The organism is Blautia sp. Marseille-P2398 (assembly GCF_964240315.1).
In the GTDB taxonomy this organism is placed as follows: Bacteria; Bacillota; Clostridia; order Lachnospirales; family Lachnospiraceae; genus Blautia_A; species Blautia_A wexlerae.
The window spans coordinates 545,387-561,782 of the sequence record NZ_CAXSTD010000001.1 but is presented as its reverse complement, the minus strand read 5'-3'; the positions used below and the strand labels follow the sequence as shown (position 1 = coordinate 561,782).

The following is a 16,396-nucleotide window of genomic DNA, read 5'->3' as shown; positions in this document are numbered from 1 at the left end:
TAATTCCACTGCTTTTTTAATAAAAATAAAACTGCGCCACAGCCTTGGCAGGCCATCGCGCAGCGATTTTGTTCAATCGGAATTTCAGGAGGTGTTTTTATGCCACAAATGAATAAGGGAGGAAAATTTATTTTCGGGAAATCACTCATTCGGACGGATGGAACATTGCGGATTCCACCGCAGGCAATGGAAGAATATCACATTGCAGATGAAGGAAAAGTATATCTTTTTACCGGAAGTAAGATTACCGGTGGCTTCTGCGTCACCCGGAAAGGCCTTTTGCATCCGTCAAAACTTGGTCACATTTTGGACGATACTCCACCGTTGCTTGACTACTCAGCAGGTTCTGGCGAATTTATCAAATACAAGGGGCGTTCCTACTGCTGGGTAGAGATTTCACAGGAGGGGCAAATTCTTCTTACGAAGAAAATGATGGATTTTTTGAAGGTGAGACCCGGAATGGAGCTGCTCTCTATCCGCAGTAGCGACATCGCGTTTACGATGGGAGCTAAAGGACCGCTATTGGAAAAAGCAGAAAACTATGATGGTGAAATTCCGCTTTTTTAAGTGTAACAATTTGAATTTGTGGAGGATAACTATTGTGGATAAAGCAGTTATTTATATACATGGAAAAGGTGGTAATGCTGAAGAAGCTATTCATTACAAACCGCTCTTTAGTAATTGTGATGTGATTGGTCTCGACTATACTGCACAGTTTCCATGGGAAGCAAAAGAAGAATTTCCATTACTTTTTAATTCAATTTATAGAAACTACAAGACTGTTGAAGTAATTGCCAATAGCATTGGAGCGTATTTTGCTATCAATGCCTTATCAAATCAGCAAATAGAGAAAGCATATTTTATTTCGCCCGTTGTAGATATGGAAAGGCTTATTGCTGATATGATGATTTGGGCAAATGTTACAGAGGATGAACTCAAAGAGAAAAAAGAAATTCAGACAACCTTTGGAGAGACTCTTTCATGGGATTATCTTTGCTATGCAAGAGAAAATCCTATTATATGGGAAATCCCAACGCACATTTTGTATGGTGAAAAAGATAATTTTACCGCTTATGGAACGATATTTGAATTTGTACAGAGGACTAATTCAACACTTTCTATTATGAAAAATGGAGAGCATTGGTTTCATACGGATGAACAAATGAAATTTCTTGATGAATGGATAATAAAATCTTCCAAATAAATTCAAGTTTTATTGATTAGGAAATTGGGGAGTTATGCATTTTGTAAAGGGGGATCTATAAATGAAAACGTGTTGTTTGGTATGGGAAATTCCTGTAATAGAGGGAGAACATTATAATCCAATTATGAATGTCATTTATATGCAAAAAGCAAAGAAATTTTTGAATCAACTAAATCGATATTTTCAGGATGAGAATATGGATTGGAAGTGTGTTTTAGACCGTTCAGCATGTACTTATAATGAGATTTTTTCCAGTGAAAATCAAGCAGTTATTTTTGTTCCGGAAGCTAAAACAAGACAATGGTTATATAAAAAAGAAATTCAGGCTGTAAGTATTCCAAAATATTATTTGGATTTTGCAGAATATAATGAAGGAAAGTTGGATAAAATAGCAATTTTTTTTATGAACTTAAAAAATGATATACAATAGATTTACTTGTTATGGAGCAATGATATGTTTTGAAGGTAGAAAAAATTACAGGGAAAAGAAAGAAACCAAAGTAAAAAGCCGATGCAGGACTTTTGAATCCAGTATCGGCTTTATTGATCTTACAGAGGTTTTGAAAAATTTACTTTTAATGGTTCATCAATGCTTTGATATTTGGGGCTGTGTGGATTTTTTTCGATACAGCAGGAATAACATAAACAATAGAATTACTGGAAAAATAAGTCCGAATCCCATGCCGATCCTAATATTATTTCCGGCATTCTGGGTGATACGACCAACAATTCCAGGTCCAATGCTGCCACCTAAATCTCCTGCCATGGCAAGAAGAGAAAACATAGCCGTTCCACCTGTTGGAAAAGTTTTTGAGGAAATACTGATTGTTCCAGGCCACATGATTCCAACTGAAAATCCACATGCAATACAACCGATAAGTCCGATAATCGGGCTGGATGACAAAGCGGCAAGTAGATAACAGACAACGCATAATATGCCTGAACCACTCATAAACTTCATTAAATCTAACTGTTCTCCATATTTTCCAAAAATTATACGGCTGATTCCCATTGTTACTGCAAACATACATGGACCTGCTAAATCTCCCAGGGCTTTTGACAATCCCAGTGCAGCTTCTGCATAAGCAGATGCCCATTGAGCCATTGCAAGCTCAGAAGCTCCGGAACAGATCATCAGACATATTGCAACCCAGAAAAATGGTCTGGAAAACAGATTCTTAATTCCCATTCCGGAACCATTGTCAACCAGAGGTTCAATAGGACAGGTCATGAAGTTATAAGTATTAACTGCAGGAATGATTGCCCATATTACGGCGAGCCATTTCCAGTTGTCTATTCCAAATATCAGGAAAAATAAGCTGGAAATCAAAATTGTCCCAACAGCTCCCCAACAGTAAAAGGAATGGAGCAGACTCATAGTTGCTTCTTTGTTTTCAAATGGACAGGCCTCGATAATAGGGCTGCAAAGTACTTCTATTAAACCACTTCCGATGGCATAAACAATAACACTACATATAATTCCAATAAAAGGATCAGGTAAAAAATCAGGTAAAAATGCCAGTCCAAGCAGACCCAGTGCAGAAAATATTTCTGATGTAACAATGCACACACGATATCCGATATGATCTACGAATTTGGCACAGAACAGGTCAACCAGAAGCTGTGTGAAAAAGAAGAAAGTGGATATCAGAGCAATGTTACCGAGAGAAATATGGTAGTCACTGTGAAATTTCAAAAAAAGAAGCGGTGCGAAGTTTGCAGCAATAGCCTGTGTGATAAAGCCCATATAACAGGCAAGTTTTGTCTTATGGTAGTCAGCTTTTTTTATAGAATTCCCCAATTTAAAAATCATAAGAATACCTCTTTTCTTTTTTTGCTTGATTATATAGCAAATATTAGATATATACATTGAATTAAATTGTAGAAATACTGTATAATATCGTAAAAAAGAAAGAATGTGATATGGAGATGGATTATAATAAAATATATAATAAGATACTTACAGACGAGGAGTTCATGGAAATTAAACAGCATGGAAGTAGTGACTATCCATTCCAGTATTATTATGATAATCTGGAATTGTTTGATTTTCATTGTATTGAGTGGCACTGGCACAGAGAATTTGAGTTTTTATATGTGGAGTCCGGAGAAGTTACATGCGGAATAGGAGAAAAACAGATTATATTGTCAGAAGGAGAAGCAATTTTTATTAATTCTAAAATATTGCACCGCTTTTACGCACCATCAGGTGGTATCATTCCTAACTTTGTATGTATGCCGGAATTTATTGCACCGGAGAACAGCCTGATCTATAAGAAATATATCTTGCCAATCATTTCATCGAATATATATTTCCAGCGTTTTCAGACTGATGAACTATGGCAGACAAAGATTATACAAACTATGATAAAAATAATGGAAATACAGGGAAATGAGAAAATAAGAGAACTTGCTACTTTGGCATTGATGCAGGATTTATGGCTGACTTTTTATGAAAATGTAAAGTTATCTGATAAAGGAGATGTACAGACAGTTGATGAAGTTGCACAGAAAAGAGTGCAGTTAATCATGCAATATATACATGAAAACTATAATCACAATTTGTCTCTGGATGAAATTGCTTCACATATAGGAATCAGCAAAAGTACTGCACTTAATTTGTTCCACCGGTTTTTACATACTACACCGGTTAATTATCTGATAGGATATCGACTTCAGGCAGCTTCCTGGTTATTGAAAAATACGAATAAAAAAGTAAAAACGATCGCCTATGAAAGTGGATTTCATAACGTTGATTATTTTTGCAGATTGTTTAAAAAACGTTATCATTTAACCCCATCAGAATATCGCTGCACATGTTTAAAATTGTTGTCGGCAGATCCGAGTCTTCAGACCCATAAATAAAGCCGATGCGGGACTTTGGAATCCTGTATCGGCTTTGTTAATTTGCGAAGATTTTGAAAAATTTATTTTACTGGTTCATTAGTGCTTTGATGTCTTCTTCCGGTGTGGTGATAGGTGCAATACCATAATTTTCCACCAGATAGTTCAGAATATTAGGAGACAGGAACGCCGGAAGAGAAGGACCAAGACGGATGTTCTTGATACCCAGGTGTAAAAGTGTCAGCAGGATACAGACTGCTTTTTGTTCATACCAGGAGAGAACGAAGGAAAGCGGAAGCTCATTTACAGAACATCCAAATGCATCCGCAAGTGCCACAGCAACCTGGATTGCACCATAAGCATCATTACACTGGCCCATATCCATCAGTCGTGGCAGACCACCGATTTCTCCCAGCTCAAGATCATTGAAACGGAATTTTCCACATGCCAGGGTGAGAACGATACTGTCAGAAGGTGTCTGTTTCACGAATTCCGTATAATAGTTTCGACCCGGTTTGGCACCATCACAGCCGGCAACCAGGAAGAAATGGCGGATAGCGCCTGATTTTACTGCTTCTACTACAGTATCTGCATGGGACAGAATGGCTGCATGTCCGAAACCGGTTGTTACTTTCGTACCGCCGTTGATGCCTGTGCGTGTCTGATCTTCTTTGTAACCACCCAGTTCCAGTGCTTTTTCAATAACCGGTGTGAAATCTTTCTTCTCGTCGATATGAACAGCGCCTGGGAAAGCAACCACTTCTGTTGTAAATACTCTGTCAGCATAACTGCTTTTTGGCGGCATCAGACAGTTGGTGGTGTAAAGGATCGGAGCCGGAAGATGATCAAACTCTTTCTGCTGATTCTGCCATGCAGTTCCGAAATTTCCTTTTAAGTGAGAGAATTTCTTTAAGAGTGGATAGGCATGGGCAGGGAGCATTTCACCGTGGGTATAGATGTTGATTCCTTTTCCTTCTGTCTGTTCAAGTAAAAGCTGCAGATCCTTCAGATCATGACCGGTTACTACAATAAATGGTCCTTTTTCTACGGTAAGTGTAACTGCAGTCGGTTCCGGTGTTCCATAGGTTTTGGTATTTGCCTTGTCAAGAAGTGCCATACATTTCAGATTGATTTCCCCTACTTTCAGTACAGTAGGAAGCAGTGTATCCATACTTTCTTCATAACCAATCTTAAATAATGCTTCGCAGAAGAAACGGTTTACTTCGGCATCTTCATAATTCAGAACATTTGCATGATAAGCATAGGCTGCCATTCCGCGAATCCCGAAAAGAATAAGGGACTTCAGGGAGCGGATATCTTCATCTGCATTCCACAGCTGCTGCATGTCATATTCGTCTGATTTACCGCAAGGTGACTGACATTTACTGCAACCAGGAACCAGTCTTTCTTTTTCTGCTCTGACTTTTTGTATCATATTTTCGATTGCTGCATCGTCAAAACTCACATTTGTAACGGTAGTAAACAGTCCTTCAATTATGATCTGACTGGTACTTTTGGAAATAGCTGCTGCGCTATCGACAGCCCTTGCCAGACCGATCAACGCACCTGTCAGCTCATCCTGTAATTTGGCAGTGCCTGCCTTTTTTCCGCAGACACCTGCATTTCCTGTGCAGCCGGTGCATCCCACTGTCTGTTCACACTGATAACAAAACATTTTTTTATCCATTGTCGTATCCTCCTTTATTCTATAATATTTCCATCAATACCTATGGTTATAACCTGCCAGGGAATGAATTTTCCACTATTCTGAAGTGCTTTTCTGGTTGCCATCTCAAGTCCGCCACAGCATGGAACTTCCATTCTTACAATCGTCACACTTTGAATATCGTTATTTTGGATTATTGCAGTCAGTTTCTCGCTATAATCCACCTGATCCAATTTAGGACAGCCGATTAATGTTACCTTATTTCGGATAAAATCCTGATGAAAGCCTGCGTAAGCGTAAGCAGTACAATCGGCTGCGATTAAAAGCTTTGCGCCGTTAAAATATGGGGCACTGACAGGTGCCAGCTTAATCTGTACCGGCCAGTTTTGAAGATTGGATACCTGACCTGTGGTTGAAGATGTTTTTTCTGATTTGGGTATTTCTGATCGCTGAATCTGCATGCTTTTAGACCCGGGACAGCCGGCATGAGCAGTTATTGCCTGATTTTTGGCAAATATTTTTTTCTGTGCTTCTTTCACAGCCGCTTCATCATATTCAGGTGCTTCCCGTTCCTCAAAGGAAATGGCACCTGTGGGACACTCCGGGAGGCAATCCCCCAGTCCGTCACAGAAATGTTCTCTCACCAATTCTGCTTTTCCATTAATGATATCAATGGCACCTTCGTGGCAGGCATCTGCACAGGCGCCGCAGCCATTGCATTTTTCTTTATCGATTCGAATAATCTTTCTTATCATTTTACCTCCGTCAATAGATTTAACTTTTGTTTCTGTCAGCATTATAGTATGATAAATACAACTTGTATGTTTGATTTCCAACAAGGAGGAATGATTTTGAAAAAATATTTACCCATTCTAAAAAACAGTCCATTCTTTACAGGCCTTACTGATAACGAGATATTATCTATACTGCATTGTGTAAAAGCAACAGCAGTTTCCCAAAAACGAGATTCTTATATTTTCAGAGCAGGAGATTCTACTGAGGTAATGGGACTTGTGGTGTCTGGCTGTGTTCTTGTTATTCAGGAAGATCTTTGGGGGCATCGGAATATTCTGTCGAAATGTCATACCGGTGATTTCTTTGGTGAGCCATATGCAGCAAGCCCGGGTGCTGTTCTGAATGTCAGTGTGGTGGCAGATACGGATTGTGAGATTATTCTGCTAAATGTCCAAAGGCTTCTGATTTCCTGCCCGACTGCATGCGAACACCATCAGAAGCTGATCCGCAACCTGGTCAGTGTTCTGGCAAATAAGATACTGATCCTGAACGACAAAATCACACATGTGGGCAAGCGAACGACAAGGGACAAACTATTGTCCTATCTGTCGGCAGAGTCTATCAGACATTCGTCGTTATCCTTTGATATTCCCTTTGACCGGCAGCAGCTGGCAGATTATCTGTGCATTGACCGTGCGGCAATGTCTACGGAGATATCAAAGTTACAGAAAGAAGGTTATATAAAAACAAATAGAAATCATTTTGAATTGACTGTTTGTAATAATTCGGATTCTGAAATAAAAGTGTGATATCCATCATGAAAATTTGTGTATTACAGTTATGTCAAGCGGATATTCGCAATTGAAGCAGGGGACTTACTTGATTTGGTTAAACTTTCGTGTGACAAACGTAGCTGTCTGTGATATTATGAAAGTGATATAAGCGAAAATGACTTTTGCAGAAACGAAAGTATCTTTAAATGATATTTACAAATATACTTCCTCTAATGGCTTAAAGGGAAGTTTTATGGATACGGAACGGTATGAGTACAAATGAGCAGGAAGCAGTAATGTCAATGCTGTATGGACTTCAGAAGTAGGAGAACAGTTCGAACATATGTATCGGCTGTTCTTTTTTTGTTTTCAGGCATTAATGCGGTAGTATTTTCTATAATAAGTGTTGGGAGATTATATGAAAAAGTTTAAGGCAAACGATAATAAGAGTGAAGAACATGAGATCAACTACAGACAATTCAACAAAAAGCTGGAACTGCTGAATCAGATCCTGTCTCTGATATCAGACATCAATCAGGCATCAGATGAGAAAGAAGTGAAGGACTGTATTCCTGCATTGCTTCAATACACCGGCGAATATACAGATGCAGACAGAGTATATATTTTTGAACTGATGTCTGAAAAACAGGATTATTACAGCAATACCTTCGAATGGTGCAGAGAGGGGATCGTCCCCCAGATTGACAATCTGATTCGTATTTCTGCCGATAGTATGCCGGTGTGGCATGAGAAATTTCTTCGTGGAGAAACTATAATTATTCATGATCTGGAGAAAATATGTGAAACTATGCCTTCGGAATATGACATTCTGAAGGTTCAGGATATTCATTCTCTGCTGGTTTTACCTTTGTTTGCAAATACGCAGTTGAGCGGTTTTATCGGTCTGGATAATCCGGATCTGGTTAATCCCGGTGTTTCCATATCGCTTCTTTCCAATGCAGGCGGACATCTTGCCAGTACATTGAACAATCTGCGCATGTTCAGGATGCTTGAGGAAAAACAGAAAACACTGGAGAGCAATCTGGAGGAACTTCAGAAGGAGAAGCATATCCTGGAAGCTCTCTGCGTAGATTATACCTCATTTTATTTATGTGATCTGGCAAATGATACTCTGGAAACGATCAAACAGAGCATACTTTCCAATGGTACAGAGATTGATGAGATGACGGAGCAGAAATCCAGTTATACCTCCAGAATCAGATATTATTATGATCATTACGTAATCCGGGAATCAGCACCGGATTTCCTCCGGAAGATGGAACGTCACGCTCTCATAGAGTATCTGCAGAATCACAAGCGTTTTGCGTATCGTTATCAGTCAGTGAAAAACCATGCCGGACATGAGTATTTTGAATTACAGGTGATCCGCCTGGAGACAGGCAACAGGGATGATTATAAGATCATTATGGGATTTCGCTATATTGATGATATTGTGCAGGAGGATATGAAAAAGAAGCAGCAGATGGAAGAGACTATGGCTGACCTGAAACTGAATAATGAGATTATCTCTGCAATCAGCAAAATGTACCGGATCATTTACCGGATGGATCTGATCCATGATACCTATGAGGAGATTTCCAGCCAGGAATCCATGCACCGTCTGACCGGCAGAAGTGGAAAGACTTCTGTTCAGTTTACAAAAGCCAGAGAAAAATTCATAGCCCCCGAATTTCAGGAAAGAATGAGAGAATTTCTGGATGTTTCCACTCTGGCAGAGCGTCTGAAGAACAGAGAGGAGGTTTCCACAGAATACAGAGCCATAACCGGAGTCTGGTATCAGGCAAGATTTATTGTAAAGCTTCGAAATGAAGCAGGGGAAGTGACTAATGTTCTCTATGTGACGAGAGATATTAATGACCAGAAAATATCTGAGCTGGAGAGCCGGGAAGAACTGAGAAGAACCGCTCAGGAGGCAGAGAAAGCCAATCTGGCAAAGACAGATTTCCTGAGGAGAATGAGCCATGATGTCCGTACACCGATCAACGGGATCCAGGGCTGTGTGGATATTGCGGACCGTTATCCGGATGATCTGGAGCTTCAGCAGGAAGCACGTACCAGAATCAGGACTGCTTCCAGTTATCTTTTAAATCTTGTCAATGATGTGCTGGATATGAATAAGCTGGAATCCGGCAATATACAGCTTGAGAGAAAGCACTTTAATCTGCTGGAACTTTTGCATAATACGAATGAAATCATCAGGATGCAGGCAAATGAAGCTGGTGTTAATTATTATGTAGAAGCTGGAGAAATCATCCATACACAGCTGATAGGAAGTCCGGTACATTTCCAGCAGATATTGATGAATATCGGCAGCAATGCAGTAAAATATAATCATGATGGCGGTTCTGTGACAGTTACCTGTCGTGAGATTTCCTATACGGATACCATTGCGGAATATGAACTGACCTGTACAGATACCGGGATCGGCATGAGTGAGGAATTTCAGAAAAGGGCATTTGAGCCTTTTGCCCAGGAGGGGCAGTCAGCCAGAACAAAATATGCAGGTACCGGTCTGGGTCTTGCCATTGCCAGAAAACTGACAGAACTGCAGGAAGGAACTCTTTTCTTTGAGAGCATACAGGGAAAAGGAACCAAATTTATTCTCCATATTTCTTTTGAAATCTCTGCAGAGGAACCGGAAAAGAAATCTCATATGTATCAGAACTGTTCAGTAGAGGGGATTCAGGTTCTGCTGGTGGAAGACAATGAGCTGAATATGGAAATTGCTGAGTTTCTGCTGAAAGAAGAAAAAATGATAGTGACAAAGGCATGGAATGGACGGGAAGCCGTAGAAATCTTTGAGAATTCAGAGCCCGGATACTTTGATGTGATTCTGATGGATCTGATGATGCCACAAATGGGAGGTCTGGAAGCTACCCGCAGAATCAGAAAAATGGATCGAGAGGATGCGGAATCTATCCCCATTTTTGCTATGACAGCCAATGCCTTTCTGGATGATATTGCACAGAGTAAAGCAGCAGGAATGAACGAACATTTTTCAAAACCCCTTCAAATGGAGAAAGTGATAGATACCATACGATTTTATTGCACAGCCCGATGAGAAACAGTTGGAAGAAAACATAACGAGGAAAATTCAATGAAAATAAATAGTACAGCTGCTAAACATATTAAAAAATACTGCTATATTATAGGACTTCTCTCTTTCCTGATCGCATTTTTTGCGTGTAGTCAGATGCTCCGATATCAGGAAAAGGAAAAAAAAGCATCGGGAACTTATATGGCACAAAGCACGATAAGGAGAGTCAAGGCAAAGCTGGACAATTATATAATGATTTCTGATTTTCTGGGAAATTATATCATTGATGGATCGGATATGGATGAAAACACTTTTTCAGAACTGGCAGAAAAGATTCCTAATGAGGAAGGTGTGGTAAAGGCGTTTGAGCTGGCACCGGAAGGAATCATAACCGAAATCTATCCTATGCAGGGAAATTCAGAGGCTCTTGGACTGGATGTTCTGAGGGAACACGAACGGAAAAAAGATGCAGTTCTGGCTAAGGAAACCGGGGAATATACACTTGGCGGTCCCTATCAGTTAAAGCAGGGAGGAACCGGAGCATTACTTTTTAAACCGGTTTATCGAACCGATAATTTCGGAGAGAGTAGTTTCTGGGGATTTGTACTCCAGGTAATTGACTGGGATCGTTTCATGAGTGATATAAATCTGAAATCTTTAAGTGAGGCAGATTTCAGTTATAAGATCTGGTCTTATGACAGAAGCAGTGGAGATAAGGTTATTCTTGCCCAGAGTCAGGATGATATGCCGGAAAACAGCCTGACGATAGAATGTGAGATCCCGAATAACACATGGTATTTTGATATTGCGCCTTCCAATGGGTGGACTCCGGTTTCTCAATGGATTCTTTCCATAATTGCTTCTTATATATTCTCGTTGCTGATCGCTATGGTTTTTTATCAGATATCCAGCAAAAAACACAGAGAAAAACAATATGCTGCTGAGCTTGAGAAAGCGGCAGAACTGGCGAAAAGTGCCAATGAAGCAAAAACACGATTTCTGTTTAATATGAGCCATGATATCCGGACGCCAATGAATGCGATCATAGGTTTTTCCGGATTACTGGAAAAGAACCTTCAAAACGAGGAAAAGGCAAAAGAATATCTGGGAAAGATCTGTTCTTCCGGAAATCTGCTGATGACGATTATTAACCAGATCCTGGAGATAGCCCGTATTGAAAGCGGCACTACAGCTCTGCAGCTGAAAGCAGAGGATATAAACACATTATTTCATACGGTAAACACAGTATTTGAGGAAGATGTAAGGAAGAAGAACCTGCAGTATTCGGTAGATTTGGATGTATATCATACCTTTATCCTTTGTGACAGGGTGAAACTTCAGGAGATAATGCTGAACATCATCAGCAATGCGATAAAGTATACGTCAGATGGGCATGGGGTTCATGTAAAGATATATGAGAAGGATTCAGAGGATCCCCGGAAAGCCCGGCTCATTTTTACCTGTGAAGATACAGGCATTGGCATGAGCGAGGAATATCTTCCACATATCTTTGAAGAATTTTCCAGAGAGCATACAACCACAGAGAACAAGGTCGCTGGTACAGGACTGGGTCTTCCTATTGTAAAATCCATGATCGAGTTGATGGGAGGAAGTATCCGGGTAGAAAGTACGCAGGGCGCCGGGACAAAATTCACTGTAGATATTTCTTTTGATACAGCATCAGAAGAGGATGTATACAGGAATCAGATATCTGAACAGCCGGATGCATTAAAGAGGATGGAAGGAAAACGTATTCTTCTTGCAGAAGATAATGATCTGAATGCAGAAATTGCGATAGAACTGCTTGCGGAACAAAAGATTATTGCAGACCGCGCAATGGATGGAGCTGATTGTCTGGATAAGCTGGAGAAAGCAGCTTCCGGATATTATGATATGATTCTTATGGATATTCAGATGCCGGTGATGGATGGATATGACGCTACAGCCAGGATACGCAGAATGAAAGATGAGGAGAAAGCTTCCATACCCATTATAGCAATGACAGCAAACGCCTTTGCAGAGGACAGACAAAAGGCGATATCGACCGGAATGAATGATCATGTGGCAAAACCAATTGATATGAAGGTACTTTTACCGGTGATGGCAAAATATATCAGATAGAATAAATCCGCCGATATGATTACACAAGTTGATCGTATCAGCGGATTTTTTGTCAAAATCTGTGGACTTATATAGTATTAAAAACTATATAAACTGGTTTCTCTTGACAAGAACAAATATTATGATATACTTTGAATATCAAAATATTTAAAACACAAACAAAATAACAGGAGAAGAATCACAATGAAGAATTTCAAAATAGGAGATAAAATCACAAGAGTTCCATTGATCCAGGGGGGAATGGGAGTTGGGATCAGTCTTGGCAGACTTGCAGGTTCTGTTGCGAAAGCAGGAGGAGTTGGTATTATTTCCACTGCACAGATCGGCTACAGGGAAGAAGATTTCGACAGAAATCCGGCAGCAGCCAACGAACGCGCCATTGCCGGTGAAATGAAAAAGGCCCGTGAGATTTCAGGAGATGGAATTATAGGATACAATATTATGGTTGCACTGAAAGAATATGCATCTCACGTAAAGGCTGCAGTAAAAGCCGGTGCAGACATCATTATCTCCGGTGCGGGGCTTCCCACAGAGCTTCCGGAACTGGTAAAAGGAAGTCTGACAAAGATTGCCCCTATCGTATCTACAGAAAAATCTGCAAAAGTAATCCTGAAATACTGGGACAGAAAATACAAAAGAACTGCAGATCTGGTAGTGATCGAAGGTCCTCAGGCAGGCGGACACCTTGGCTTTCATAAAGAAGAGCTGGAGAAATATACTGAAGAATCCTACAGTGAAGAAATAAAGAAAATCATCACAACAGTAAAAAGTTACGCAGAGAAATATGGGACAGAAATTCCAGTGATCGTAGCAGGTGGTATCTATAACAGAGAAGATGTCCAAAAAGTGGATAATCTGGGTGCTGACGGCATTCAGGTAGCTACCCGTTTTATTACAACGGAAGAATGTGACGCAGACATCCGCTATAAAGAAGCTCATTTAAAAGCAAAAGAATCCGACATTGCCATTGTAAAAAGCCCTGTTGGAATGCCAGGTCGTGCCATTATGAACAAATTCATGACCCGTGTCATGAACGGCGAACAGATTCCACACAGTTCCTGTCATGGATGTCTTGTAAAATGCAGCCCCAAAGAAATACCTTACTGTATTACTGACGGACTGATCAATGCAGTAAAAGGGAATGTAGATGAGGGACTTCTCTTCTGTGGTGCAAAAGCATGGAAAGCAGAGCGTTTGCAGACAGTACAGGAAGTAATTAATGACTTGTTTTAATCAATCAAGTAGCGAAGCGGATTGTGAATATCCGTTTGACTATAGAAATGCATAATTTAAGGGGTGAACGTTTTGTAATGTTCACCCCTTATTATGGATTTGTACAGTATTTAATTCTGAATTTCTGCCAGTGCCTTTTTAAACTGAAATGTAAATAAAACAGAGGTAAAGATCACAGCAGTAATATCTGCAATGGGTTCTGCCATATATACGCCTGTTGTTGAATCAGATATCATATGAGGCATAATATAGATCAGCGGGATCAGCAGTACAAACTTGCGGACAACAGCAACAATAATAGAGTTTACTGCCTTTCCAAGGGAGGTAAAGGTCATCTGACAGGCAATCTGGATACCGAAGAGGAACAGACCACCCAGATAGATCTTCAGCATTGGTGCAGTAAATCCAATAAGATCTGTATCAGCAGTAAAAATACTTACAAATACTCTGGGAACAAGCTGTACAGCAGCCCAGAGAAGTACAGAATATGACAGACAGGTGATCAGAAGCAAACGGAATGTTTTCTTTACTCTGTCTGCATTTTTTGCACCGTAATTATAACTGGAAATTGGCTGTGCTCCCTGCGCAATTCCCTGAAGAGGAAGCATGGCAAACTGCATAACACTGGTCAGGATGGTCATGGCTCCTACTGCAATATCACCGCCGTACCGAAGCAGGGATGAATTGAAGCAGACAGTTACAATACTTTCGCTTGACTGCATGATAAAAGCAGCAAGTCCCAGCGCGATACAGGGAAGAACGACCTTTGCCTCCAGGTGGAGATGCTTTTTCCTGAGGTGAAGCAGTGTCTTTTTGCCGCAGAGGAATGAAACTACCCAGAGTGTGGAAATCGCCTGTGAGATAACAGTTGCCAGTGCAGCACCGCGTACTCCCATATGAAAAACAAAGATAAATACAGGGTCTAAAACAATATTGCAGACAGCACCGATCAGGACGGAAACCATGGAAAATGTGGTAAATCCCTGTGCAGTGATGAATGCATTCATACCAAGGGTTAATTGTACGAACAAGGTACCGAAAGCGTAAATATGCATATAATCTGTTGCATAACTGATGGTGTTTTCACTGGCGCCAAAAGCCAGTAATAAATTTCTGCCCCAGATCAGTAAAATGGCAGTGAGGATAACAGAGATAATAATCTGAAGAATAAAACAGTTGCCTAATATATTCTCAGCAGATTTATTATCCTGTTTTCCCATGTAAATAGAAGCCCTTGGTGCGCCGCCGGAACTGACCAGTGCCGCAAATGCGGAGACGATCATGATGATGGGCATACAGACTCCCACACCTGTAAGTGCCAGGCTGCCTTCCCCCGGGATGTGGCCGATGTAAATACGGTCTACAATGTTATAAAGCATGTTGATGAGCTGGGCGATCACTGTTGGAATGGATAGCTTTAAAAGAAGCTTTCCAACAGGTTCTGTGCCCAGAAAATTTTTGTTATCCTGCATGGATGATAACCCCTTTCTTAAAAATGTTTTTGAATGAATAATATTTAATGATACGATATAAAGAAAGGAAAGTCAACTCAGGATAGAGAATTTGGGCAACGTTACTGAGAACGGAGTGAACAGTAACAGTTCCGGGACATCTGGCAGATACAGATACCCGGAACTTTTTGGATTAAGATGCGTTATTTTAGAGGATTACTATAAATCAGGTAGCGAAGCGTATAGTTTTATCTGCCTGATATGTCAGAAAATGTCCGGATGAGATCAGATTGTAATTACATACGCCCTGTTTCCTCTATAATAGGGACGTCCGTCTACACCGCTGAGGTCATAACTCATACGGTAATATCTTTCGATATGTCCTGTGCCTTTTGCCCAGTTCGGATCGCAGACTTCTCCTTTGATCTCAGCCCATCCATGACCGCCTGATGAGATAACCTTGGCTTCAAATCCGACTGCGTTAGCCAGGTAAGCAAATGCAGATGCAAAAGCGAAACAGTCGCCATGCCCCCGGTAGAACATATCCTCCGCATAGCTGACATCCCAGTTTGAGTAATAGTAACGGAAATCGTAGTCATTGCCGGTGCCACCGTATCCGTAGCTGACTGCCTTCAGATAACATCTCCATAATTTCTCTGGTTTGGACATATTTCTTTTGGTCACACGCCGCATGACCTGGTTAGCTGTGACCATAAGGTTCAGTTTTCTTTTTTCTTCACTGTTATAGCGTGCTTCTCCACTTTTGGTAAGATAAATACCATTTACACGCCGGGAAGTTACCATGGAGGCATAACAGCCGTTGCGGATTTGGAAGAAATAATAATCTCCCTTGATCTTCTGCCAGCCGTTTTGCTGGATTCCCTTTTCATTAAAATAATATTTCTTTCCGCGGATTGTGACAAGTCCCTTTACAGTATGTCCGTTTTCATCATAGTAATAAATGTTTCCGCTGGGTTTGTGGTCAAATTTGTTACGTTTTTTTGATGCTGCGGATACTGAAGCTGAAAATAAAAAAGAGCAACAGATAGCAATAAGAATTGCTGAGATAGAAAATACTTTTAATTTTTTCATAGAGCACCTCCGTTCTTTATGAGCAGATACTTATTTCTGATAAATAATGTACAATGAAGAAATTATCTGCTCTAATCATAAGATATATTTTATTATATAAGACAATTTAACTGTGCGCAATATTAAATTAAGGAGAAAAAGCGTTACTGTTCACACGCCACTATCCCGCGAGGTGTTTTGGCATGAATATGCCAAAATCCCGAGACATACAAGCCAAAA

General features: G+C 40.3%; 13 protein-coding genes. 8 read left to right on the top strand and 5 right to left on the bottom strand.

The genetic code is table 11. The features are described from left to right. Nucleotides 1-99 precede the first annotated feature (99 nt). The 3 genes from ACESZG_RS02640 to ACESZG_RS02630 all read left to right on the top strand — a co-directional run bounded on the left by ACESZG_RS02640 (nt 100) and on the right by ACESZG_RS02630 (nt 1,634). On the top strand, nt 100-567 hold the full coding sequence (locus tag ACESZG_RS02640; protein ID WP_005340973.1) for a hypothetical protein: 468 nt from the start codon (nt 100-102) through the stop codon (nt 565-567). Nucleotides 568-601: 34 nt separating this feature from the next. Next, complete coding sequence (locus ACESZG_RS02635; protein ID WP_008707489.1) at nt 602-1,204, top strand: alpha/beta hydrolase; 603 nt, start codon at nt 602-604, stop codon at nt 1,202-1,204. A gap of 61 nt (nt 1,205-1,265) precedes the next feature. Next, nucleotides 1,266-1,634 carry a hypothetical protein gene (locus ACESZG_RS02630; protein WP_008704212.1) on the top strand — a complete coding sequence of 123 codons (369 nt, stop codon included), beginning with the start codon at nt 1,266-1,268 and terminating at the stop codon, nt 1,632-1,634. Nucleotides 1,635-1,790: 156 nt separating this feature from the next. Here ACESZG_RS02630 and ACESZG_RS02625 read toward each other — a convergent pair whose 3' ends face one another. Then, complete coding sequence (locus ACESZG_RS02625; RefSeq protein WP_020994092.1) at nt 1,791-3,017, bottom strand: sugar MFS transporter; 1,227 nt, start codon at nt 3,015-3,017, stop codon at nt 1,791-1,793. 164 nt (nt 3,018-3,181) lie between these two features. On the opposite strand from ACESZG_RS02625, the gene ACESZG_RS02620 reads away from it, so the two are divergent. Then, the gene (locus tag ACESZG_RS02620) at nt 3,182-4,069 is read left to right on the top strand and encodes an AraC family transcriptional regulator (protein WP_020994091.1); all 888 of its coding nucleotides are present in this window, start codon (nt 3,182-3,184) and stop codon (nt 4,067-4,069) included. Nucleotides 4,070-4,136: 67 nt separating this feature from the next. On the opposite strand, the gene hcp is transcribed toward ACESZG_RS02620, so the two are convergent. Continuing rightward, nucleotides 4,137-5,735: a hydroxylamine reductase gene (hcp, locus tag ACESZG_RS02615; RefSeq protein ID WP_368211098.1), complete on the bottom strand. Its 1,599-nt coding sequence runs from the start codon at nt 5,733-5,735 to the stop codon at nt 4,137-4,139. 14 nt (nt 5,736-5,749) lie between these two features. Continuing rightward, nucleotides 5,750-6,469, bottom strand: coding sequence for a 4Fe-4S binding protein (locus ACESZG_RS02610; RefSeq protein ID WP_161234347.1), 720 nt, complete (start codon nt 6,467-6,469; stop codon nt 5,750-5,752). Between the two features lie 96 nt (nt 6,470-6,565). Between ACESZG_RS02610 and ACESZG_RS02605 the strand changes: the two genes are divergently transcribed. From ACESZG_RS02605 to ACESZG_RS02590, 4 genes are all read left to right on the top strand, one after another. Then, nucleotides 6,566-7,258, top strand: a complete 693-nt coding sequence (locus ACESZG_RS02605; RefSeq protein WP_161234348.1) for a Crp/Fnr family transcriptional regulator — start codon at nt 6,566-6,568, stop codon at nt 7,256-7,258. A gap of 382 nt (nt 7,259-7,640) precedes the next feature. After that, nucleotides 7,641-10,304, top strand: a complete 2,664-nt coding sequence (locus ACESZG_RS02600; RefSeq protein WP_008704206.1) for a GAF domain-containing hybrid sensor histidine kinase/response regulator — start codon at nt 7,641-7,643, stop codon at nt 10,302-10,304. Nucleotides 10,305-10,340: 36 nt separating this feature from the next. Continuing rightward, the gene (locus ACESZG_RS02595; protein ID WP_008704205.1) at nt 10,341-12,401 is read left to right on the top strand and encodes an ATP-binding protein; all 2,061 of its coding nucleotides are present in this window, start codon (nt 10,341-10,343) and stop codon (nt 12,399-12,401) included. Nucleotides 12,402-12,584: 183 nt separating this feature from the next. Next, the gene (locus tag ACESZG_RS02590; protein ID WP_008704203.1) at nt 12,585-13,634 is read left to right on the top strand and encodes a nitronate monooxygenase family protein; all 1,050 of its coding nucleotides are present in this window, start codon (nt 12,585-12,587) and stop codon (nt 13,632-13,634) included. Between the two features lie 110 nt (nt 13,635-13,744). On the opposite strand, the gene ACESZG_RS02585 is transcribed toward ACESZG_RS02590, so the two are convergent. Continuing rightward, a complete protein-coding gene (locus tag ACESZG_RS02585) occupies nt 13,745-15,106 on the bottom strand; it encodes an MATE family efflux transporter (protein WP_373217480.1) in 1,362 nt (453 codons plus the stop codon). Nucleotides 15,107-15,370: 264 nt separating this feature from the next. After that, on the bottom strand, nt 15,371-16,177 hold the full coding sequence (locus ACESZG_RS02580; protein WP_025579600.1) for a transglutaminase domain-containing protein: 807 nt from the start codon (nt 16,175-16,177) through the stop codon (nt 15,371-15,373). Nucleotides 16,178-16,396 lie beyond the last annotated feature (219 nt).